The following is a 21,493-nucleotide window of genomic DNA, read 5'->3' on the forward strand; positions in this document are numbered from 1 at the left end:
ACCGACGTGCCGGAAAGGCCCGCTCACGCCCCCACGTACGCCGCCAGGTGCCGGCCGGTGAGGGTGGTGGGGGTGGCGATCAGGTCGGCGGGGGTGCCCTCGAAGACTATGCGGCCGCCGTCGTGGCCGGCGCCGGGGCCGAGGTCGATGATCCAGTCGGCGTGGGCCATGACGGCTTGGTGGTGTTCGACGACGATGACGGACTTGCCGGAGTCGACGAGGCGGTCGAGGAGGCCGAGGAGTTGCTGGACGTCGGCGAGGTGGAGGCCGGCGGTGGGCTCGTCGAGGACGTAGACGCCGCCCTTGTCGGCCATGTGGGTGGCCAGCTTGAGCCGTTGCCGCTCACCGCCGGACAGGGTGGTGAGCGGCTGGCCGAGGGTGAGGTAGCCGAGTCCGACGTCCGCGAGCCGGCCGAGGATCGTGTGCGCGGCGGGCGTGCGGGCCTCGCCGGCGCCGAAGAACTCCTCGGCCTCGGCCACGGACATGGCGAGCACCTCGCTGATGTCGCGGCCGCCGAGGTGGTGGTCCAGCACCGACGCCTCGAACCGCTTGCCGTCGCACTCCTCGCAGGTGGTGGCGACCCCGGCCATCATCGCCAGGTCGGTGTAGACGACGCCGGCGCCGTTGCAGTTGGGGCAGGCGCCCTCGGAATTGGCGCTGAACAGTGCCGGCTTGACGCCGTTGGCCTTCGCGAACGCCTTGCGGATCGGGTCGAGCAGCCCGGTGTACGTCGCGGGGTTGCTGCGCCGCGAGCCGCGGATCGTCCCCTGGTCGACGGACACCACCCCGGCGCCGGCCGCCCCTGAACCGTCGACCAGCGAGCCGTGCACGAGGGAGCTCTTGCCGGAGCCGGCGACGCCGGTGACGACGACCAGCACCCCGAGCGGGATGTCGACGTCGACGTCACGCAGGTTGTGCGCGGACGCGCCGCGGATCTCCAGGGCGCCGGTGGGCTTGCGGACCGTCTCCTTGAGGGCGGCCCGGTCGTCCAGATGGCGGCCGGTGAGGGTGTCGCCGGCCCGCAGCCCCGCCACGGTGCCTTCGAAGCAGATCGTGCCGCCGGCCGTACCGGCGCCCGGGCCGAGGTCGACGACGTGGTCGGCGATCGCGATCGTCTCCGGCTTGTGCTCCACGACCAGCACGGTGTTGCCCTTGTCCCGCAGCCGCAGCAGCAGCCCGTTCATCCGCTGGATGTCGTGGGGGTGCAGGCCGGTGGTGGGCTCGTCGAAGACGTACGTGGTGTCGGTGAGCGACGAGCCGAGGTGGCGGATCATCTTCACCCGCTGCGCCTCGCCGCCGGACAGCGTGCCCGCCGGCCGGTCGAGCGCGAGGTAGCCGAGCCCGATCTCCACGAACGACTCCAGCGTGCGGTGAAGTGCGGCGAGCAGCGGCGCCACCGACGGCTCGCTCAGGTCGCGGACCCACCCGGCCAGGTCGCTGATCTGCATCGCGCAGGCGTCGGCGATGCTGATCCCGGCGATCCGCGACGAGCGGGCCGCCTCGCTCAGCCGGGTGCCGCCGCAGTCGGGGCACGCGGTGAAGGTGACCGCCCGGTCCACGAACGCCCGGATGTGCGGCTGGAGCGCCTCCTTGTCCTTGGACAGGAACGACTTCTGCACCTTGGGGATCAGCCCCTCGTAGGTGAGGTTGATCCCGCCCACCTTCACCTTGGTCGGCTCGCGGTGCAGGAAGTCGTGCAGCTCCGCCTCGGTGTAGTCGCGGATCGGCTTGTCCGGGTCGAGGAAGCCCGAGTCGGTGAAGATCCGCACGGTCCAGTGGCCGCCCGTCGTGTACCCGGGGATCGTGATCGCGCCTTCGGCGAGCGACTTGCCGTCGTCGTAGAGCTGGCGAAGGTCGATGTCGGAGACCGTGCCCCGGCCCTCGCAGCGCGGACACATGCCGCCGGTGCGGGTGAAGGTCTGCCGCACCGTCCTGGCGGCGCCGCGCTCGACGGTGATCGCGCCGCTCGCCCGGACCGAGGGCACGTTGAAGGAGTACGCGTTGGGCGAGCCGATGTGCGGCTGCCCGAGCCGGCTGAAGAGGATGCGCAGCATCGCGTTGGCGTCGGTGGCGGTGCCGACCGTGGAGCGCGGGTCGGCTCCCATCCGCTGCTGGTCCACGACGATCGCGGTGGTCAGCCCTTCGAGCACGTCGACCTCGGGCCGCGCCGTGGTGGGCATGAAGCCCTGCACGAAGGCGCTGTACGTCTCGTTGATCAGCCGCTGCGACTCGGCGGCGATCGTGCCGAACACCAGGGAGCTCTTGCCCGAACCGGACACGCCGGTGAACACCGTCAGGCGGCGCTTGGGGAGTTCGACGCTGACGTCCTTGAGGTTGTTCACGCGCGCGCCGTGCACGCGGATCATCTCGTGGCTGTCGGCGGCGACCCGGCCGCGGGCCGCGCTCCCGTCGGCGTCCTGCGGATTCGCGGCGCTGTGGCCGCTCCCGGGGGCGTACGGCTCGGGCGGCTGCCCGTCCGTCCTGGTGTCCGTGCTCATCGTCTCTCCATCAGCGGTACGTCCGGTTCTCCTTCGCGGGCCCGGTCACGGCATCGGTTCACGCCCACCATAGGGGCGCCCACTGACAGAGCCGGCCGGGCGACGGTTCGGGACCCGTACGGGGCCGGCGGTACGGGGTGGCCGGTGCGCGCCGGCCGGCCGTCCCGTATTCGCGGCGGCACACCCCGTACCGCCCCGTCCGTGCGGGTCGGGCAGGTGATCGCCGGACCGCTCAGCGGACCTCGTTGATACGGATCAGGTTGCCCGCGGGGTCGCGGAAGGCGCAGTCGCGGACCCCGTACGGCTGCTCGGTCGGCTCCTGGACGACCTCGGCGCCGGCGGCCTGGATCGTGGCGAAGGTGCCGTCGAGGTCGGCGGTGGCCAGGATGAGGCGGGCGTAGCTGCCCTTGGCCATCATTTCGCGGATGGTGCGGCGCTCGTCCTCGGTGATGCCGGGGTCGGCGGCCGGCGGCTCCAGGACGATGGAGGTGCCGGGCTGGTCGGCGGCGCCGACCGTGATCCAGCGCATCCCGCCGTATCCGACGTCGTTGCGGACCTCGAAGCCGAGGATGTCGCGGTAGAAGGCCACGGACGCGTCCGGGTCCTCCTGCGGAAGGAAGGTGGTGTGAATCGTGAGGTTCATGCCGTTCACGCTAGCCACGGGCCTGAACGGTCGCTTCTCGATTCCTGATCGGTCTGGTCACCTGCTTGACCACGCACGACGGCATCCCGGCGGTCGCCCGCGCGGCCTCGCGCCGGTACGCGCTGGGCGGCATGCCCACCAACTGGGTGAAGCGGGTGCTGAAGGTGCCCAGCGACTGGCAGCCGACCGCGAAACAGACGTCCGTGACGCTGAGGTCCCCTCGGCGCAGCAGCGCCATCGCCCGCTCGATGCGCCGCGTCATCAGGTAACCGTACGGCGACTCACCGTAGGCGGCCCGGAACTCCCTGCTGAGGTGCCCGGCCGACATGTGCGCGCCACGGGCCAGCGCCTCGACGTCGAGCGGCTGCGCGTACTCCCGGTCGATCCGGTCCCGTACGCGCCGCAGCAGCGCGAGGTCCCGCAGATGGCGTGCGGCGTCGGGTCTGGTGCTCACGTGCGCGATGCTGCCACACGGCACTGACAGCGGCGAGCGCCGCGGGCCTCGGGCCGGCTACTTGGTGAGCGTGTAGACGGCGATGACCAGCGCGCCTATCGCGCCCAGCACCAGGAGGCTGATGACGGCCGAGACGGCGCAGCAGGCGGTGAGCTCGCCCGCGCGCGTGATCGCCGACAGGACCGGCCCGCCGGAACGGGAACCCGGGTGATCATCCGGATCGCGGGGCTGCCGCACGGGCCGGCGCGGCCCCTGGGATGCGGTCGTCGCGGCGCCACCGGGAGCGGCGGCACGCCGGCGGCCGTGGTCGGCGCGGGAGTCGGAATGCGACAAGGGTCATCTCCTGGCGTCGGTCGTCCGTCAGCATCATTACTACAACTTGTAGGAAGTCACAGCTTCGCCCGGCCCCCGTGGACACGCCACGCGGGCCGATGCGAGCGTACGCAAGCGGCCGCCCGGGATCAGCGCCCGCGTCATGAACAGGAACACACGAGCGCCCGCCGAGCGTCTACACGGTGTGAAAATCGAGTACGCCGACGCGTCCGTCGCCCGCACCGTCCGGGCCGCCCGGACCGCCGGGATCCGCCGGCCCACCCGCCCGCGGACAGGCCGGCGGACCCGCGCCGCGAACCCGTCAGCGGAAAGGACGGCCGTCCGATGAGCGCACCGCCGCTTCCCGGCGTCCTGGGCGACCTCGCACCGATCCTGAACCACTGGGGCTACCTGGCCGTCGGCGGGCTGATCCTCGTCGAGGACTTCGGCGTACCCGCCCCGGGCGAGACCATCCTGATCGCCGCGGCCCTCTACGCCGGGGCCGGCCAGCTCAACATCGTCGCCGTCATCGCCATCGGCATCATCGCCGCGATCATCGGCGACAACATCGGCTACCTCATCGGCCGCACCGGCGGCCAGGCCCTGGTCCTGCGCTACGGCAAATACATCTTCCTCACCCCCGAACGCTTCGCCAAGGCCGAGCAGTTCTTCACCCGCCACGGCGGCAAAGTCGTCACCATCGCCCGTTTCGTCGAAGGCCTGCGCCAGGCCAACGGCATCATCGCCGGCACCACCGCCATGCCCTGGCGCCGCTTCCTCGCCTTCAACGCCCTGGGCGCCGCACTGTGGGTGGGCCTGTGGGCCGGCCTCGGCTACGCCGCCGGCAACCACATCTCCACCATCTACACCCAGGTGAACCGCTACTCCCTGTACGTCCTGGTGGCCTTGGCCGTGCTCGTGGTCGCGCTCGTCCTCCGTACGGTGCTGCGCCGCCGCCGGGCCGAGCACCCATAGCGGCGCCTGGGAGGGGGCAGCGGCCCGCGGCGGCCGCCTACTGCGCGTCCCGGTACCAGCGCCGGTGCGCCAAGGGCTCCACGCACAGCACGGCGGCGCCCGCGACCGCGCCGACCAGCAGGGCGCACCAGCCGCCGCCATTGAGTACGGCACCGAGGCACGCGGCGCCGACGGCGAGCGGACGCAACAGGGTCAACGGCCCGAGGCCGACGACCACCGCGAAGGTGCCGGCGCGGAACGGGAGGACGAAGTAGGCGGCGAGCGAGAGCAACACCACGGCGGCGAAGACGCAGAGCGGGAGCAGGTAGCCGAAGCCCCCGACGGCCAGGGCGTGACGGGTCCGGGCCCGGTCGGACGCGGTCAGCAGCACAAGGACGGCGGCCAGCGCGGGGGCGGCCAGCAGGACGGCCCCGACGGCCAGCCCGCGCAGGGCGGCTCGTACGGCGGCCCGTCGTTTGCGGATACGGGCGTCGCGGCCGGCGTACGCGCGGAAGCCGCTGAACGCCGAGTCGACCAAGCCGAGCAGGGCCAGCGGCACGGCGGGCGTCACCGGGTCGCCCCGGCCCCTGCTCCGGCGGCTCCCCCGGCCTCGACGCCGACCGCGGCCCCGGCCACAACCCCGGCCCCCGCGAAGTGCTCCTCACCGACCATCCGGCGCGCGGCCCGACCGAGAGCCCGGCGAAAAGGCGCCTCCAACTGCGGGCGCACCCCGATGATCGGGCGCAAGGTGGTGCAGAACGGATTCGCCAGCCCGCCCGGCTCGTACAGCAGCGCCCGCATCCCCGGCACCGCCGCGGCTCGCAGCAGCGTCTCGTCGCTGTGCGCGCGCAGCGCGGAGACGACACCGTCGTGCCGGCCGAGCCGGTGTCGCATCCGCGCCCGGTGAAAGATCCAGGCGCCGATCGGCGCGAGACGGGTCGCGGCGATGTCGAAGTGGCAGAACGCCTGCGCCGGTGAAGCGGCCTGGGCCCGGAAGAACTCGCCCAGCGCCGGACCGCGGAAGTGGTGCAGCAGGCCCGTGGAGACGTACACGGTCGCCGCCTCGGCCGGCCCAAAGGCGTTCCCGTGCACGAACCGGCACGTGAGCCCTTCGGCCCGGGCCAGCCGGTCCGCCTCCCCGACGAGCGCGGCGTCCAGGTCGACCCCCACCAACTCCACGTCCGGACCCAGCGCGTTGGTGGCCGCCAGCCACCGCACCACATAGCCCAGCCCGCACCCGACGTCGACCAGCCGGTACGGCCCGCCCTGTCCGTTCTGCCCACCGACCTCCCGGATCGCGTCGAACAGCGGCCCGACCGGATCGACCAGGCGCTCGCCGATCCGCAACTCCTCGCTCAGCCGCTGCAACTCGGTGTGCACGCCGATGAGCAGCCGGTCCACGGCCCCCGGGTCGAGCACCCCGTCCCGGTCCACGGGCAGCCTCCGGACGATCCGGACCGCCCGCTCGTCCCCGCTCTCCCGCAGCCGCCGCACCACCTCGTCCCGCCGCACCGGAAGCCGTGCCCCGCTGCCCGCGTCCACCGCGGTGATCAGGTCCGAAATCTCCAGCCGCCCCACGCCCAGCACCTTACGGTCCGGCGGGCGGCCTGCCGCCACGCCGCAGGAGGGTCAGTCCCCGGGCCGGCGACGCAGCAGGCGGGCCAGGTTGACTCCGTAGCCGATCCCGAAGGCGTGGGGGGTGAACAGGGCGTCGTTGCCGGGGTCCCAGAACTCCGCGCGCACCCGGGCCCAGGTCGGCCGGCGGAAGTCGTACGGAAGGCCCAGGACGCGCCCCTGGCCGTCCCGCCGGCCGGCCGGCTTGCGGTATTCCTTGGCCACCGCACCGGCGACCGCTCCGACGGCGGCGCCGATCAGAAGCAGCTTCGCGACTCTCCCCATGCCCTCACGCTACCTCGCCCAGGTGACCGGTATCGGCTGATCACCCGTCAGGAAAGGGCGCGGGACGGCTGTCGGCGCACAAACCCGGGCAAGGCTCTTGACAACGTTGTCCGCGCGGGGACACGCTGACGGCGTTTTTTCCAGCCGGGTGCGCCTCTCCGCGAGCCCGTCACCACCTCGTGGAGTCGCCCCATGGCCATAGCACGGTCTCCCCGTTCACGGCAACGACCGCTGCGGTTCCCACTGTCCCCCGACACCGGACCGCGTTAGCTCACGCCGGCGCGAGTCGCCCGTACCCCGGGCCGGCTCGCGCCCGCGGTGCGTCCGGGACCGGAAGCCCGTACGGGATACGGGCTCCGCTGCTGGACGGACGGCCTCGACCGGGTTCCCCCCTCGCACCGTTCGACCCCTGTGTTCGACCCTCTACCGAGTCGAAAGGCTCTGTTGTGTCAAATCATCCTCATGCCCGCTTTTCGCCGCTTTGGCGTTGGGCGAGCGCGGCCGCGGCACTGTTGTTGCCGGTATGGGCGCTCGCGGCCTCCCCTCCGGCCGGCGCGGCGACGCCGCAGGGCAACTTCAGCTCCTCCTTCGAGTCGTCCGACGCGCAGCCCGCGACGAACACGGTCGAAATCGGCCCCGACGGCAAGCCGCTGCAGACGAACCTGAGCGGTTCGAGCCCCACGGGCCTGCCCGGCAGCCTGCTCGGCACGGTCGACACGGTGACCGCGAGCGCGGAGAACCCCCCGTCCGAAGTCGCCGTGAACCTCAAGGACGGCAACCCGTCGACCAAATGGCTCGCGTTCAACCCGACCGGCTGGGTGACGTATCACCTGACCAAGCCGGCCGCGGTGGTGCGCTACTCGCTGACCTCCGCGAACGACTCGCCGGGCCGCGACCCCAAGGACTTCGTCATCCAGGGGTCCAACGACGGCAGCGGCTGGACGGACCTGGACAAGCGGACCGGGGAGAGCTTCACCGGCCGGCTGACCACCAACACGTACAGCTTCACCAACACGACGGCCTACGCGTACTACCGGCTGAACGTCACGGCGAACTCCGGTGACTCGCTGATCCAGCTCGCCGACTGGGACATCAGCGACGGCTCGAACACGCAGCCGCCGGCCACCCCGATGGTCACCAAGGTCGGCTCCGGTCCGGTCAGCGGCTACAACATGAAGTCGTCGGCCGGATTCACCGGCGTGGCCTCGCTGCGGTACTCCGGCGGCGCCGAGGCCAAGGGCGAGTCGTCGGCGGTCAACAAGCTGTTCGACGTCAACATCCCGGTCGGCCCGAAGACCCGGCTCTCCTACCGGATCTTCCCCGAGTACACCGGCCAGGACGCCCAGTACCCGTCCACGTACGCCGCGGTCGACCTGCACTTCACGGACGGCACCTACCTGAGCGCGCTGTCCCCCCTCGACCAGCACGGCTACGCGCTCACGGCGGCCGGCCAGGGCGCCTCGAAGGTGCTGTACGCCGACCAGTGGAACGCGGTGCAGTCGGACATCGGGAAGGTCGCCGACGGCAAGACGATCGACCGCATCCTGCTGTCCTACGACGACCCGCAGGCGACCGCCTCGACCCGCTTCCAGGGCTGGCTCGACGACGTCACCGTGACGGCGGCGCCGGCGGCCATCGACGGTTCCAGCCTCACCAACTACGTCGACACCCGCCGCGGCACCAACGCGTCGGGCTCGTTCTCGCGCGGCAACAACCTGCCGATCTCGGCGCTGCCGAACGGCTTCAACTTCTTCACGCCGGTCACGGACGCCACGTCCAACTCGTGGGAGTACACGTACCAGCAGAACAACAACGCGCAGAACCTGCCGACGCTGCAGGGCCTGGCGATCTCGCACGAGCCCAGCCCCTGGATGGGTGACCGCGACCAGATGTCGGTCATGCCGGTGCCGGCCGGCGGATCGCTGACCGGGCAGCCCAGCTCCCGGGCGCAGGCCTTCAGCCACACGAACGAGATCGCCCGCCCGGACTACTACCGGGTCGCGATGCAGAACGGCATGGTCGCCCAGATGTCGCCCACCGACCACGGCGGCATCATGCAGTTCACCTTCCCGTCCGGGCAGGCCACCGGAAGCCTGGTCTTCTACAACGGCACGTATCTCATCGGCACGGACGGCACGTTCACCGGCTGGGTCGACAACGGAAGCGGCCTGTCCGCCGGGCGCAGCCGGATGTTCGTGTCCGGCACCTTCGACCGTGCGCCGACCGCCACCTCCGCCACGTCCGCGACCTTCGACACCTCCGCGAACCAGCAGGTGACGCTGCGCATCGCGACGTCGTTCATCTCGACCGACCAGGCGCGCAAGAACCTCGACCTGGAGGTCACCGGGCACAGCTTCGACGAGATCCACGCCGCGGCCACCGCGGCCTGGAACGACCGGCTCGGCCGGATCTCGGTCGCGGGTGCCTCCGAGACGCAGATGGTGACGCTGTACTCGAACCTGTACCGGCTGAACCTCTACCCGGACTCGCAGTCGGAGAACACCGGCACCGCGGCCGCGCCGCACTGGCAGTACGCGAGCCCGGTGTCGGCGGCGACCGGCACGTCGACCGCCACGACGACCGGCGCGAAGGTCGTCGACGGCCAGATCTACGTGAACAACGGGTTCTGGGACACCTACCGCACCGTGTGGCCCGCCTACTCGCTGCTGTACCCGGACATCGCGGCCAAGATCGCCGACGGTTTCGTCCAGCAGTACCGTGACGGCGGCTGGATCGCCCGCTGGTCCTCGCCGGGCTACGCCGACCTGATGACCGGCACCAGCGCGGACAACGCGGTGGCCGAGGCGTACCTCAACGGCGTCAAGCTGCCCGACCCGCTGTCCGCCTACAACGCCGCCGTCAAGGACGCGACGGTCGCCTCCGGGCGCAGCGAGGTCGGCCGCAAGGGCATCGAGTCCTCGCTGTTCCTCGGCTACACCCCGACCAGCACCGGAGAATCCGTGTCCTGGGCGCTGGAAGGCTTCATCAGCGACTACGGCATCGGCAACATGGGCGCGGCCCTGGCCAAGGACCCGAGCACCCCGAAGTCGGAGCGCCAGCGGATCAAGGAGGAGTCGACCTACTTCCTCCAGCGGGCCCGCGACTACGTCAACCTCTTCGACACCAAGACGAACTTCTTCCAGGGCCGCAACGCCAACGGCACCTTCCTGAACGGCAACCCGCTGGACTGGGGCGGCGTCTACACCGAGACCGACGGGTGGAACTTCGCCTTCACCGCCGAGCAGGACCCCAACGGCCTGGCCAACCTCTACGGCGGCCAGAAGGGGCTGGAGCAGAAGCTCGACCAGTTCTTCGCCACCCCGGAGAACGCCGACCACCCGGGCGGCTACGGCGGCACCATCCACGAGATGCTCGAGGCGCGCGCGGTGCGCATGGGCCAGCTCGGCATGAGCAACCAGCCCTCGCACCACATCCCGTACATGTACGACGACACGGGCGCCCCGTACAAGACGCAGGCCATCGTGCGCGAGATCATGCAGCGGCTGTACGTCGGTGACGAGATCGGCCAGGGCTACCCGGGCGACGAGGACAACGGCGAGATGTCGTCGTGGTACATCCTCAGCTCCCTGGGCATCTACCCGATGCAGTCCGGCTCGTCCAACTGGGCCATCGGGTCCCCGCAGTTCACGCAGATGACCGTCCACCGGAGCACCGGCGACATCGTCGTCAACGCCCCGGACAACAGCACCAAGAACGTCTACGTGCAGGGCGTGACGGTCAACGGCAAGGCACAGCGCACGGTGTCGATCGACTCCTCCGTCCTCGAGCACGGCGGCACGATCGACTTCGCGATGGGCCCGAACCCGTCGTCGTGGGGCACCGGCAGCAATGACGCGCCGCCGTCCCTGACCAAGGGCAACCAGATCCCCAAGCCGCTTCAGGACACCACGGGCCCGGGCCTGGGCACCGCGACCGCCGACAACGGTGTGGACGCGTCGAAGCTGTTCGACGACACGTCGACCACGCAGATGACGTTCGCCACCGGCACCCCGCAGGTCACCTGGGCGTACCGCACGGGCCAGCAGACGCCGACGTACTACACCCTGACCTCCGGGGCGAGCGCCGGCGACCCGCAGGACTGGAAGCTCCAGGGCTCCAACGACGGAATCACCTGGACCACGGTGGACTCCCGCAGCGGCGAGGTGTTCCCGTGGCGCAACCAGACCCGGCCGTTCCAGATCAGCGATCCCGGTCAGTTCTCGCAGTTCCGCCTGGTGGTGACCAAGACCGCCGGGGCGGCGCGGACGAACCTCGCCGAGATCGAGCTGCTCGCGGGCGGCGACGTCCAGCTCGGCGGCGGCACCGTGGCCGTCAGCGCTTCACCGAGCGCGGTGCACGCCACCTCCGGCGTCGCCGTGTCGGCGCCGCTGGCGACCGTCACCGGCGGCACCGCGAGCAGCTACCAGGCCACGATCAACTGGGGTGACGGCACCGCCGCCACCCCGGGCACCCTGGCCCTGAGCTCGCGCGGCGTGTACGGCATCACCGGCGGCCACACCTACGCCAAGCCCGGTTACTACCAGGCCGGCGTCCAGGTGACCGACGGCACCAGCCAGAGCTCCGCGACGGTCGACGTCGACGTGTCCTACGCGCCGGCCGGCGGCCTCGCCTCGGCGTTCGACAGCACCTGCCTCGGCGACGACGGCACGTTCGCGGCCGACTGCGACACCGTGGGCTACGGGTACTCCCGCACCGCCCTGGCGGCCGCCGGTGTGACGCCGGGCCAGCAGCACGACGTCCCCGGTACGGCGCTGCACTTCACGATGCCGGCCACCGAGGCGGGAGCGCCGGACAACGCCACCGGCAACGGCAAGACGATCAACCTGAACCTGCCGGCCGACGCGAAGAGCATCTCCTTCATCGGCGCCGGCACGGAGGGCAACCAGAGCACCACCGCGACGGGTACGTTCAGCGACGGCAGCACCGCGAACATCCCGATCCAGATGAGCGACTGGACGCTGGGCGGCAACGCCAACGGCACGCCCGCCTTCGGGAACATCATCGTGGCCAAGTCCGCGTACCGCCTCCAGGGCACCAGCAAGGACGGTGCCCAGCCGTTCCTGCTCGCCACCGCCCCCTACCAGATCCCGCAGGGCAAGACGCTCGTCTCGGTCACCCTGCCGACGCAGACCGGCGACCCCAGCACGGTCGGCCGGATCCACGTGTTCGCCATTGCGGACGACGGCACCGCCGCCGCTCCGCTGGTGACCACCGCCGCGCAGGACCAGTCGGCGACCGCCGGCCACGCCCTGTCGGCGGACCTCGGTACGGTGTCCGGTGGCGTCACCGACGCGTCCGGCTACCACGCCCGGGTCCAGTGGGGTGACGGCTCGGTTCCCGAGGACGTCACGGTGGGCTCCTCCGGCGCGATGAGCGGACAGCACACCTACCAGCAGGCGGGCACGTACACCGTGCACGTCACCGCGTGGGACACGCTGTCCAGCAGCACCCGCACCTTCACCGTGACCGTCGCCGGAGCCGGTTCGCAGCCGGCCCTGACGGCCTCGGCGTCCACCGCCGCGGGCAGTTCGATCACCGTCAGCGGCCACGGCTTCGCCGCGGGCGAGCAGGTGACCGTCGCTCTCGGCTCCGGCTCCGGTTCCGACGTCACGACCGTCACGGCCACGGCGGACGGAACGGTCCGCACCTCGGTGGCGGTGCCGAAGGGCACCCAGCCGGGTCGTTACGCCGTCACCGCCACGGGTACGTCCTCCCGGACGCCCGCGACGGCGACCTTCAAGGTGGCCGACGGGACGGCGACGCCGTCCCCCAAGCCGCCGGTGATCCCCTCGGCCACTCCGGCCCCGGACGGATCGGCCGCGTAACGGTTGCAGCCGCGCACTGAACCGGTGGTTCACGGTTCGGTGGTCAACGCCGCCGGTGGGCGGGGGTCTCGATCGAGGCCCCCGCCCACCGGCGTTTCGCGTCCCGCCGGTTCGCGTCCCGCCCGTTCCGGTTCGCCGCTTCCGGTTGCCGCCGCGGTGCGGTCGCGACTGCGCTCAATGGCCCATGCCCGTCTCGACGCGGCCGTGGGCCTCTTCTCGTCCTGACGGGTACGGCACGGTCACCGGCTGGTGCGGTACGGGGTACTCCTCGCGGCGTCTTCGTCCGGTTTCCGGGGGCGCGTGTGCTTTCTGCGGCGGCCGAAGCGTTGGTACGGGCGGCCCGTGCGGCGGGAGTGGCGGGGGCTGTCGCCCGTGCCGTGATGCGGCCCGAGTGCCGTACGGACGGGCGCTTGTGGGGCCGCGACACACGCCCGTAATGTCCGCTCCCGCAGTGCCTCAGCCGGCCGATACCGTGCGTCGCCGCCCTGTGCGTGCGCGTCCCGCCCGGTTCGTCCCGCTCGGCTCAGGGTGTTCTCGTGGGGGGATCGGACCGTGGATCGTGCACGACGTCAATCAGGCTTTTCCGGGGCCGTCCGGGGCGGGCCCGTCCGGGGTGTGCTCCGGGCGGGGGGCAGGGCGGCGGGTCGTACGGCTGCCGCCGCCGTCGCCGTCTTCGTCGCGGTGCTGGCACTGTGCGTGCCGGCATCGGCGGCTCCTTCGTCGGGGGGTGCGGCCGGGCGGGCTTCCGCTTCGGCCTCGGCTTCCGCTTCGGCGGGATCGGGCATCGGTGACGCCGGCGAGCTGACCGGTTCGGTCACCGGCGCGATCGTGGCCGGTTCCAACGACTGGTGGGTGATCTACCCGGCCGTTACGGGTGGGGCGGTGGCGGTGACCGTGCAGAACACCAGCGCCGCCGACACCCCGTGCCGGGGCATCCACGCCGCGCTGTACAACGCGGACGGCACCAGGGGCTCGGCGCTGGGCAGTTCGGACATCGCCGCCGGGAACGCGGCCCAGGTGGCCGGCCGGCAGGCGGGCGCGGACCGCTACTTCGTCAACGTCACGGCGTGGGGCTGCACTTCGGTCGCGCCCTACGGCCTGACGCCCACCGGCGGCGGAGGCGCGGGCACCCAACCGGTCACCGGGCACATCCTCGCCGGCTCGTCCATCGGCGCCGCGTGGCCGCCGTTGCTGGGCCACACCTCGTACGCGGGGACGCTCGGCGGAAACGGCAGCGAGGACTGGTACGTCCTGTACAAGAAGGCCGACACCAGCCAGGCGACGATCCGCGTGCAGAACACGACCGCCAACGACACGATCCCGTGCGCCGGCGTGAGCATCACCCTCTGGGGGTCGACCGGCACCCGGAACGGGATCCAGTCGGCCCAGATGGCGGCCAACGGCTCGGTCACCTTCGCCCTGCCCGGCACCGAGCCCGGCGACGCGCAGGGGCGCTACTTCGTGGAACTGGTCCCCTGGGGCTGCGTGACCGGCGGCCAGACGTACACCCTCGAGCCGGAGCCGGCGGCGGAGTGGGCCGCACCGGCGGCGGTGCCGTCCGCCACGCTGCGGTCGGGCAGCTCGATCGGCACCGCGTGGCCGCCGCTGCACGGCGGGACCGCCTACCGCGAGTCGGTGAACGGGTCCGGCACCGAGGACTGGTACGTGCTCGCCAAGAAGCAGGACGCCGCCCTGGCGACGCTGCGGGTGCAGAACACCACCGTGGACGGCTCCGCCGCGTGCGGCGGGATCACCGCCACCGTCTTCGGTTCCGGCGGCACGCAGGACCAGATCCAGTCGCAGCAGATCGGCAGCAACGGCACGACGACGTTCACCTTTCCCGGCACCGAGGCGAGCGACGCCCGCGGCCTGTACTACGTCGAAGTGACCCCGTGGGGCTGCACCGGCGGCGGCCAGACCTACACCATGGAGCCGGAACCGGCGGCGGAGTGGGCCGCCCCCGCGCAGGTGCCCGCCGCCAGGGCGACGCCCGGAACCGCGGCGGCCGACGCGTGGCCGCCGCTGCCCGGCGGGGTCTCGTCGTACCAGACCCTGGGCAACACCACCGGCCAGGACTGGTACGTCCTGTACAAGAAGGCCGACAGCTCCCTGGCCACCGTCCGCGTCCAGGACACCTCGGTCGACGGCTCGGTCCGCTGCACCGGCCTCACGGTCACGCTCTGGGGCGCGACGGGCACCCAGGCCGTCAGGTCCGTGCAGATGAGCGGGAACGGCACCGCCACCTTCGTCCTCCCCGGCCGGGAGACCGGCAGCACGCAGGGCCGCTACTACGTGGAGATCGCGCCCTGGGGCTGCACCGACCTCGGGCAGACCTACGCCGTCGAACCCGAACCGGCGGCGGAGTTCGGCACGGCCGCCCAGTCGCTCCCGATCGGTCCCAGCCGCACGGCGGCAGCCGGTCCCCTGTCCGGCAGCGTCAACTACACCGCGCGCCTGGCCTCGTCCACCACCCAGGACTGGGCCTACTTCCACGCCAACGGCTCAGGCTCGCTGCGCGTCCAGAACACGACCCCGAGCACCGACACCTGCAAGAGCGTCCGGATCACCCTGTACGGCCCCGGCAGCACCACGGCGACGACGACCCCAAGCTCCGGAGCGGTCTCCGCCCTCGCGGTACGCGGCGCCGGTGACTACTTCGTCGAGCTCACGACCGGCGGCTGCGCGCCCGCCACGGCGATGAGCGCCCTGCTCGACGTCAGCGCGAGCCTGCGCGGACCGGCACTGTCGGTCTCCACGCCCACCCTCCCCGGCGGCACCCTGCACAAGAAGTACGCCGCCACCGTCAAGGTCTCCGGCGGCCACGCGCCGTACACCTTCACCGCGAAGACCACCCTGCCCGCCGGGCTGACCCTGAACCGCACGACGGGGTCCGTGACCGGCACCCCGACGAAGTCCGGCAGCTACACGTTCATGGTCGCCGTCACCGACGCGACCAAGCCGACGCACAACACGGTCACCGTACAGATCGCGCTCAAGGTGTCCTGACCGCTCGCTCTTGTCGAGACCCGGCGTCCTTTCGGGGGCCGGGCCTCGATGGATCGATGGGGGCCGTCCGGGCCGGGTCGCGAACGGCCATGGGGCGGCCGCGGTCACTCCGCGCCGACGGGACCGACGTAGGTACCCGGGTGCGTGGCGCCGTCCTGCAGGAGCACCGGCTGGAAGTCCCAGGCGACCTTCGCCGACGTGGTGTCGTTCGGCGGGGTGATGACGACGGTCTTCACGTCCAGTTCCTGGCCGTCGCCCGCGGCGAAGGGCAGGTACGTGATGGTGAAGCTGGTGCTGTGCCCCTGCGCGACGGTCACCGCGTGCGGGGTGACGGACGTCTGGCGGCTCAGCGACCACGTCCGACCGCCGCCGACCAGGTCGACGCCCGGGTAGCCCTTCATCGTGCACGTGCCGGCACCGTTGTTGGTCATCTTGATGATCACTCCCCCCGCCGAGCCGACCGACTGCGCGCCGCTGCCGGGCGCGACGGCGAAGGAAAGGTCGGCGGTGTGGCACCGCCCGCTCCCGGCCGAGGCGCCGGACCCCGTGGACGAGACCTGGGACGTATCCGAGGAACCCGAGGAGCCGGAGGAGCCGGACGCGCCGCCGGACGAGGCCGAGTTGTCGGAGACACCGTCCGCGGTCGGCGCTGCGGTCGGCGTGCTGCCCGTGCTGCCGGAGTTCGTGCTCACGGACGAACTCCCCGAGCCACTGCCCCCGTTCGACGCGGACGAGGCGCTGTCCGTGCCCGACCCACCACTGCAGGCGGTGAGGACCAGACCGGCACTCAGGGTGGCAACGGCAAGCGAAAGAGTCTGCAGACGACGCATCGAAACCTCACATGGGGAAATCACCCGACATTTGGAGGCTCGCGGCCCCCCGTGGTGATCACTCTGCCCCACCCGAACCCCCCAACGGCCGCCTGCCGGAAGCCCATTACCTCGCTGTCGACCGCCTGTGACACGGCAACACCTGCGGGCCTCCGGTCCCACGCGTCCCAACGATCCGCTGTTACAGACGCCCCGGTGATGCCGTTGCGGACAGGAACGCACGCTTCGACGGCGCCCCTGGCAGCTGGGTGGAATGGGAGAACCGGTTCGGCGAGGTCTTCACGGCCCGGGCAGCACCGCGCCCGCTCTCACCCTTCACGCGGCCACCGGCGAACGACCCGCATCAAGGCCACGCTCGCTCGGGCTCACAGGCCGCCTCGAAGAGGAAGAAGGCGTTCCCTTCCCCCAAGATCACCGGCGGGAAGATCACCCAGGTCAGCCGGGACATGCCCACGGGCCCGCTGGGTGGGGCGGGTGGGACTCGAACCCACGACCGACGGATTATGAGTCCGCTGCTCTAACCGGCTGAGCTACCGCCCCGTACGGCGTGCCGTGCGCGCCGTCTGCCGCAGCATAGCTGCTCATACGATCTGTCGCCCTCGCGGGTCACAGACGGGACGCCGGTGGACTCACGTGGGCCCGATGGAGGGACGGCCGGGGGACCGCGGGCACGAAAAAGGACCCCGGAGGGTCCCTGTTCCGTGTCCCGCGGCACCACGTGCCGTCGTCTGCGCTCCCCCGACTGGACTCGAACCAGTAACCTGCCGGTTAACAGCCGGCTGCTCTGCCAATTGAGCTACGGAGGACCGAGCTCCCCCGACTGGACTCGAACCAGTAACCTGCCGGTTAACAGCCGGCTGCTCTGCCAATTGAGCTACGGAGGATCGCCCTGTGTGCGCCGAATGCACCCGCCGGGGTCATCCCGGAGGGCGCGCGCTCGGTGCGACACATACATTAGCGCAAGTGGGGGGGTGCTCCGCCAACCGCTTGCAGCTGGGTTGTGGCCCGGGTGCACAGGGTAGGCGCCGAACAACCCCGCTGGGACCGAGGATGTCCCGGGAGGGCCCGGCCGAGGGTCCCGAGGCAGATCCGAGGACGTCCGAGGACGAGAAGGTCCGAGGACGCGAGGAAGGTGGAGGCATGCGCTACCGGCTGACGTTCGTCGTGGGTGCCGTGGTCGGCTATGTGCTCGGCACGCGGGCCGGGCGGGAGCGGTACGAGCAGCTTCGCGCCCAGGCGCAGAAGCTGGCCAGCAATCCCGCGGTGCGCAACACCGCCGAGGCCGCCGTCCTGCAGGGGCGTAAATCCGCCGCCAAGGCCGCGGACACCGTCACCCACAAGTTCGGCGACCACCTGCCGGACGCCCTGGTCGGCAAGGTGCGTTCGCTGCGCAACGGCAGCGCCCCCGAGGACGACTGGGGCACATCGAACACCTGAGCGCCGATCACCGTGCCGGGCACCCTCCCGGTACGGCATCATCGGCCGCATGGGGAAAGTCGCGGGCATAGACAGTTCGACCACCGGCACCACCATCGTGGTGTGCGACAGCGACACCGGGGCCGTGCTCAAGCAGGGGCACGCCCCGCATCCACTGGAAGAGGGGGAAAAGCCCACCGAACTCGATCCGCAGGCCTGGCTGCTCTCGCTCGGCGAGGCCGCCAAGGGCGGCGTCCTGGAGGGTGTGCAGGCCATCGGCATCTCCGGGCAGCAGCAGGGCCTGCTCGCTCTCGACGCGGGCGGCGTGACCGTACGCCCCGCGCTGCTGCGCGGCGACCGGCGGGCCCAGGTGCAGGCCGCGGACCTGGTCGAGGAGCTGGGCGGGGCGGCGGGCTGGACCGAGGCGGTCGGCACCGTGCCGCAGGCCGCCCACCCGGTGGCCAAGCTGCGCTGGCTCGCCCAGCACGAACCGGCCGCCGCCAAGCGCGTCGCCCACGTCCTGCTCCCCCACGACTGGCTGGTCTGGCAGCTTCTGGGCCAGCCGGCCCGCCGTACCACCGACCGCGGCGACGCCTCCGGCACCGGCTACTGGTCCGCGGCCACCGGCGAGTACCGCACCGACCTGGTGGAACGCGCGCTCGGCCACACCGTGTACGTCCCGGACGTGATCGCCCCCGCCGAACCGGCCGGGCAGACCCCCGAAGGCCTGCTGATCTCGGCCGGCACCGGCGACACCATGGCCGCCGCACTCGGCCTCGGCCTCGCCCCCGGCGACGCGGTGGTCTCGCTGGGCGCGGGCGGCACCGTCTTCGCCGTGCACCACGAGGCGCTGAAGGACCCCACCGGTACGGTCACCTCGTACGCCGACGCCACCGGCCGGCACCTGCCGCTGGTCCAGGTGCGCAATGCCGTACGGACCCTGCGCGGCGCCGCGGAACTGCTGTCCACCGACCTGCCGGGCCTGTCGGAGCTGGCGCTGCGCTCGACACCGGGGGCGTACGGGCTGGTGCTGCTGCCGTATCTGGAGGGCGAGCGCACCCCCGACCTGCCGCACACCGCGGGCACCCTGGCGGGGCTGCGCCGGGAGTCGATGAAGCCGGAGCACCTGGCCCGGGCCGCCTTCGAGGGCATGCTGTGCGCGCTGGCCGACGCGCTGGACGTGCTGCGCAACAAGGGCGTCGCGGTACGCCGGGTCTTCCTGCTGGGCGCGGCGGCCGAACTGCCCGCCGTTCAGGCGATCGCGCCGGCCCTGTTCGGCGCGCTGGTGGTCGTACCGCCGGCGGCCGAGTACGCGGCGCTGGGCGCGGCCCGGCAGGCGGCGTGGTCGCTGGGCGCGGTGCTGGGCAACCAGTCGCGCACCGAGCCGCCGCAGTGGACGCAGGACACGGGCCGGCTGCTGGACCCGGGCGAGGAGACGGCCGTCGGATCGGCGGTACGGCAGCAGTACACGGCGGTGCGGGAGCACACCCACCCGGGGGCCTTCGCCGCGCTCTGACGCAGCCGTGACGCATCGGACGCGTACCGGCCGATGCGTCGGTCCGGGTCCGGCTGCCGGCTCGCGGGGTCCCCGGCGGGCCGCGCCGCCCGAGTTATCCACAACCTTTAACCACATGCGCCACGGCGATCGCGGAAGATAGCTTGGTACGCCCTTCCGCGATCCGCCCGTCGATTGCTCTCGCTCACTACCCGATATATCGTTGAGATATCGCGAGCGGTCAACCTCGGGGCAGTCATGCCCCGGTGCCGACCGCTCAACCCCCCAACGGCCGCCGCGCGTCCTCTCAAGTCGGCCGTCCCTCATCCCCCCGACCCGCGCCGACGACACCGAGGACTTCAGTGTGCTGATCCGACTCCTGCGGTCCCACCTCGGACCGTACAAGCGCCCCATCGGCATCCTGGTGCTGCTCCAGCTCGTGCAGACCATCGCCGCCCTGTTCCTGCCGACGCTCAACGCGGACATCATCGACAACGGCGTCATCAAGGGCGACTCCGGCTACATCCTGGGCATGGGCGGCACCATGATCGGCGTCACCGTGGTCCAGGTCTGCTGCGCGATCGGCGCGGTGTACTTCGGCGCGCGCACCGCCATGTCCGTCGGCCGGGACATCCGGGCCTCGGTCTTCCGCCGGGTGCAGAGCTTCTCCGCGCGCGAGATGGGCCAGTTCGGCGCGCCCTCGCTGATCACCCGCACCACCAACGACGTCCAGCAGGTGCAGATGCTGGTACTGATGACCTTCACCCTGATGGTCTCGGCGCCGATCATGTGCTTCGGCGGCATCGTCATGGCGCTCGGCCAGGACGTGCCGCTGTCCTCGCTGCTGCTGGCCGTGGTGCCGGTGCTGGGCATCACGGTGAGCCTGATCGTCCGCCGGCTGCGCCCGATCTTCCGCACCATGCAGACCCGGGTGGACACCGTCAACCGGGTGCTGCGCGAGCAGATCACCGGCATCCGGGTGATCCGGGCGTTCGTCAAGGACGACTACGAGCAGCGCCGGTTCGGGGTGGCCAACGAACAGGTCACCGCCGCCTCGCTGGCCTCCGGCCGGCTGCTGGCGCTGATGTTCCCGCTGGTCATGGCGATCGTGAACTTCTCCAGTGTCGCCGTGCTGTGGTTCGGCGCGCACCGCATCGACAGCGGCGGGATGAAGATCGGCGCGCTCACCGCGTTCCTGAGCTACCTGCTGCAGATCCTGATGTCCGTGATGATGGCCACCTTCATGTTCATGATGGTGCCGCGCGCCGAGGTCAGCGCCGAGCGGATCCAGGAGGTGCTGGGCACCGAGAGCAGCGTGGTGCCGCCCGCCGAGCCGGTCACCGAACTGCGGCGGCACGGCGAACTCGAGCTGTTCAACGTGGACTTCGCCTACCCCGGCGCCGAGGCGGCCGTCCTGCACGGGGTCAGCCTGATCGCCCGGCCCGGCGAGACCACCGCGGTCATCGGCTCCACCGGCAGCGGCAAGTCCACCCTGCTCGGCCTGATCCCGCGGCTGTACGACGCCACCGGCGGCCAGGTGCTCATCGACGGCGAGGACGTGGCCGAACTCGACCCGGCGCTGCTGGCGCAGACCGTCGGTTACGTACCGCAGAAGCCGTACCTCTTCAGCGGCACGGTCGCCTCCAACCTCCGCTACGGGCGGCCGGACGCCACCGACGAGGAGCTGTGGCACGCGCTCGAGGTCGCGCAGGCCAAGGAGTTCGTGGCCAAGCTGGAAGGCGGCCTGGAGGCGCCCATCGCGCAGGGCGGCAGCAATGTCTCCGGCGGGCAGCGGCAGCGCCTGGCCATCGCCCGGGCCCTGGTGCGCACGCCCGAGATCTACCTCTTCGACGACTCCTTCTCGGCGCTGGACTACGCCACCGACGCCGCGCTGCGCCGGGCGCTGGGCCGGGAGACCGCCGAGGCCACCGTGGTGATCGTCGCCCAGCGGGTGTCCACCATCCGCGACGCCGACCGGATCATCGTCCTCGACGAGGGCCGTGTGGTCGGCACCGGCACCCACGCCGAGCTGATGGCCGGCAACGAGACCTACCGCGAGATCGTCCTCTCGCAGCTCACCGAACAGGAGGCCGCGGCGTGAGCGACGCGATGCGCAAGGCGCCGACCCGGCGGGGGCCGG

At 71.7% G+C, this 21,493-nt stretch carries 14 protein-coding genes and 3 tRNA genes; 6 read left to right on the forward strand and 11 right to left on the reverse strand.

What is annotated here, in order from left to right:
• Positions 1-23: 23 nt before the first annotated feature.
• From ITX44_RS34895 to ITX44_RS34910, 4 genes are all read right to left on the reverse strand, one after another.
• Positions 24-2,366 carry an ATP-binding cassette domain-containing protein gene (locus ITX44_RS34895; RefSeq protein ID WP_236062249.1) on the reverse strand — a complete coding sequence of 781 codons (2,343 nt, stop codon included), beginning with the start codon at positions 2,364-2,366 and terminating at the stop codon, positions 24-26.
• A gap of 364 nt (positions 2,367-2,730) precedes the next feature.
• On the reverse strand, positions 2,731-3,141 hold the full coding sequence (locus tag ITX44_RS34900) for a VOC family protein (RefSeq protein WP_205363021.1): 411 nt from the start codon (positions 3,139-3,141) through the stop codon (positions 2,731-2,733).
• 10 nt (positions 3,142-3,151) lie between these two features.
• Positions 3,152-3,595: a helix-turn-helix transcriptional regulator gene (locus ITX44_RS34905; RefSeq protein ID WP_205363023.1), complete on the reverse strand. Its 444-nt coding sequence runs from the start codon at positions 3,593-3,595 to the stop codon at positions 3,152-3,154.
• 57 nt (positions 3,596-3,652) lie between these two features.
• On the reverse strand, positions 3,653-3,928 hold the full coding sequence (locus tag ITX44_RS34910; RefSeq protein WP_205363025.1) for a hypothetical protein: 276 nt from the start codon (positions 3,926-3,928) through the stop codon (positions 3,653-3,655).
• Positions 3,929-4,252: 324 nt separating this feature from the next.
• Between ITX44_RS34910 and ITX44_RS34915 the strand changes: the two genes are divergently transcribed.
• Positions 4,253-4,882 carry a DedA family protein gene (locus ITX44_RS34915; RefSeq protein WP_205363026.1) on the forward strand — a complete coding sequence of 210 codons (630 nt, stop codon included), beginning with the start codon at positions 4,253-4,255 and terminating at the stop codon, positions 4,880-4,882.
• Between the two features lie 37 nt (positions 4,883-4,919).
• Here ITX44_RS34915 and ITX44_RS34920 read toward each other — a convergent pair whose 3' ends face one another.
• The 3 genes from ITX44_RS34920 to ITX44_RS34930 are packed head-to-tail and all read right to left on the reverse strand — an operon-like array spanning position 4,920 to position 6,760.
• Positions 4,920-5,432 carry a hypothetical protein gene (locus tag ITX44_RS34920; RefSeq protein WP_205363027.1) on the reverse strand — a complete coding sequence of 171 codons (513 nt, stop codon included), beginning with the start codon at positions 5,430-5,432 and terminating at the stop codon, positions 4,920-4,922.
• Positions 5,429-6,478, reverse strand: a complete 1,050-nt coding sequence (locus ITX44_RS34925) for a class I SAM-dependent methyltransferase (RefSeq protein WP_307795631.1) — start codon at positions 6,476-6,478, stop codon at positions 5,429-5,431. Before ITX44_RS34925 ends, ITX44_RS34920 begins: the two co-directional genes overlap by 4 nt.
• A gap of 12 nt (positions 6,479-6,490) precedes the next feature.
• Positions 6,491-6,760, reverse strand: a complete 270-nt coding sequence (locus ITX44_RS34930; RefSeq protein WP_205363028.1) for a DUF5808 domain-containing protein — start codon at positions 6,758-6,760, stop codon at positions 6,491-6,493.
• A 515-nt stretch (positions 6,761-7,275) separates the two neighbouring features.
• Here ITX44_RS34930 and ITX44_RS34935 point away from each other — a divergent pair.
• Together ITX44_RS34935 and ITX44_RS42875 are read left to right on the forward strand one after the other, a co-directional pair.
• Positions 7,276-12,606 (forward strand): GH92 family glycosyl hydrolase, encoded by a 5,331-nt coding sequence (locus ITX44_RS34935; RefSeq protein ID WP_236062232.1) that lies wholly within the window; start codon positions 7,276-7,278, stop codon positions 12,604-12,606.
• Positions 12,607-13,221: 615 nt separating this feature from the next.
• The gene (locus ITX44_RS42875; RefSeq protein ID WP_205363031.1) at positions 13,222-15,612 is read left to right on the forward strand and encodes an Ig domain-containing protein; all 2,391 of its coding nucleotides are present in this window, start codon (positions 13,222-13,224) and stop codon (positions 15,610-15,612) included.
• Positions 15,613-15,716: 104 nt separating this feature from the next.
• Here ITX44_RS42875 and ITX44_RS34945 read toward each other — a convergent pair whose 3' ends face one another.
• The 4 genes from ITX44_RS34945 to ITX44_RS34960 form a co-directional block, all read right to left on the reverse strand.
• On the reverse strand, positions 15,717-16,304 hold the full coding sequence (locus ITX44_RS34945; RefSeq protein ID WP_205363032.1) for a DUF4232 domain-containing protein: 588 nt from the start codon (positions 16,302-16,304) through the stop codon (positions 15,717-15,719).
• Between the two features lie 604 nt (positions 16,305-16,908).
• Positions 16,909-16,982 (reverse strand) — tRNA-Ile (locus ITX44_RS34950).
• A gap of 193 nt (positions 16,983-17,175) precedes the next feature.
• Positions 17,176-17,248: transfer RNA gene (locus tag ITX44_RS34955), tRNA-Asn, on the reverse strand.
• 5 nt (positions 17,249-17,253) lie between these two features.
• A tRNA-Asn gene (locus ITX44_RS34960) sits at positions 17,254-17,326 on the reverse strand.
• 256 nt (positions 17,327-17,582) lie between these two features.
• On the opposite strand from ITX44_RS34960, the gene ITX44_RS34965 reads away from it, so the two are divergent.
• The 3 genes from ITX44_RS34965 (at position 17,583) to ITX44_RS34975 (ending at position 21,454) form a co-directional block, all read left to right on the forward strand.
• Positions 17,583-17,879 (forward strand): YtxH domain-containing protein, encoded by a 297-nt coding sequence (locus ITX44_RS34965; RefSeq protein WP_205363033.1) that lies wholly within the window; start codon positions 17,583-17,585, stop codon positions 17,877-17,879.
• Positions 17,880-17,928: 49 nt separating this feature from the next.
• The gene (locus ITX44_RS34970) at positions 17,929-19,374 is read left to right on the forward strand and encodes an FGGY family carbohydrate kinase (RefSeq protein ID WP_205363034.1); all 1,446 of its coding nucleotides are present in this window, start codon (positions 17,929-17,931) and stop codon (positions 19,372-19,374) included.
• A 343-nt stretch (positions 19,375-19,717) separates the two neighbouring features.
• On the forward strand, positions 19,718-21,454 hold the full coding sequence (locus tag ITX44_RS34975) for an ABC transporter ATP-binding protein (protein ID WP_205363035.1): 1,737 nt from the start codon (positions 19,718-19,720) through the stop codon (positions 21,452-21,454).
• Positions 21,455-21,493: the final 39 nt, after the last annotated feature.

The sequence above is a fragment of the Actinacidiphila acididurans genome, from assembly GCF_016918855.1.
Classification (GTDB): domain Bacteria; phylum Actinomycetota; class Actinomycetes; order Streptomycetales; family Streptomycetaceae; genus Actinacidiphila; species Actinacidiphila acididurans.

Excerpts from the sequence above, each read along its gene's own strand:
- ITX44_RS34965 (WP_205363033.1), top strand. The coding sequence starts at position 17,583 with ATGCGCTACCGGCTGACGTTCGTCGTGGGTGCCGTGGTCGGCTATGTG.
- ITX44_RS34900 (WP_205363021.1), bottom strand. The coding sequence starts at position 3,141 with ATGAACCTCACGATTCACACCACCTTCCTTCCGCAGGAGGACCCGGAC.
- ITX44_RS34930 (WP_205363028.1), bottom strand. The coding sequence starts at position 6,760 with ATGGGGAGAGTCGCGAAGCTGCTTCTGATCGGCGCCGCCGTCGGAGCG.
- ITX44_RS34970 (WP_205363034.1), top strand. The coding sequence starts at position 17,929 with ATGGGGAAAGTCGCGGGCATAGACAGTTCGACCACCGGCACCACCATC.
- ITX44_RS34895 (WP_236062249.1), bottom strand. The coding sequence starts at position 2,366 with ATGATCCGCGTGCACGGCGCGCGCGTGAACAACCTCAAGGACGTCAGC.
- ITX44_RS34915 (WP_205363026.1), top strand. The coding sequence starts at position 4,253 with ATGAGCGCACCGCCGCTTCCCGGCGTCCTGGGCGACCTCGCACCGATC.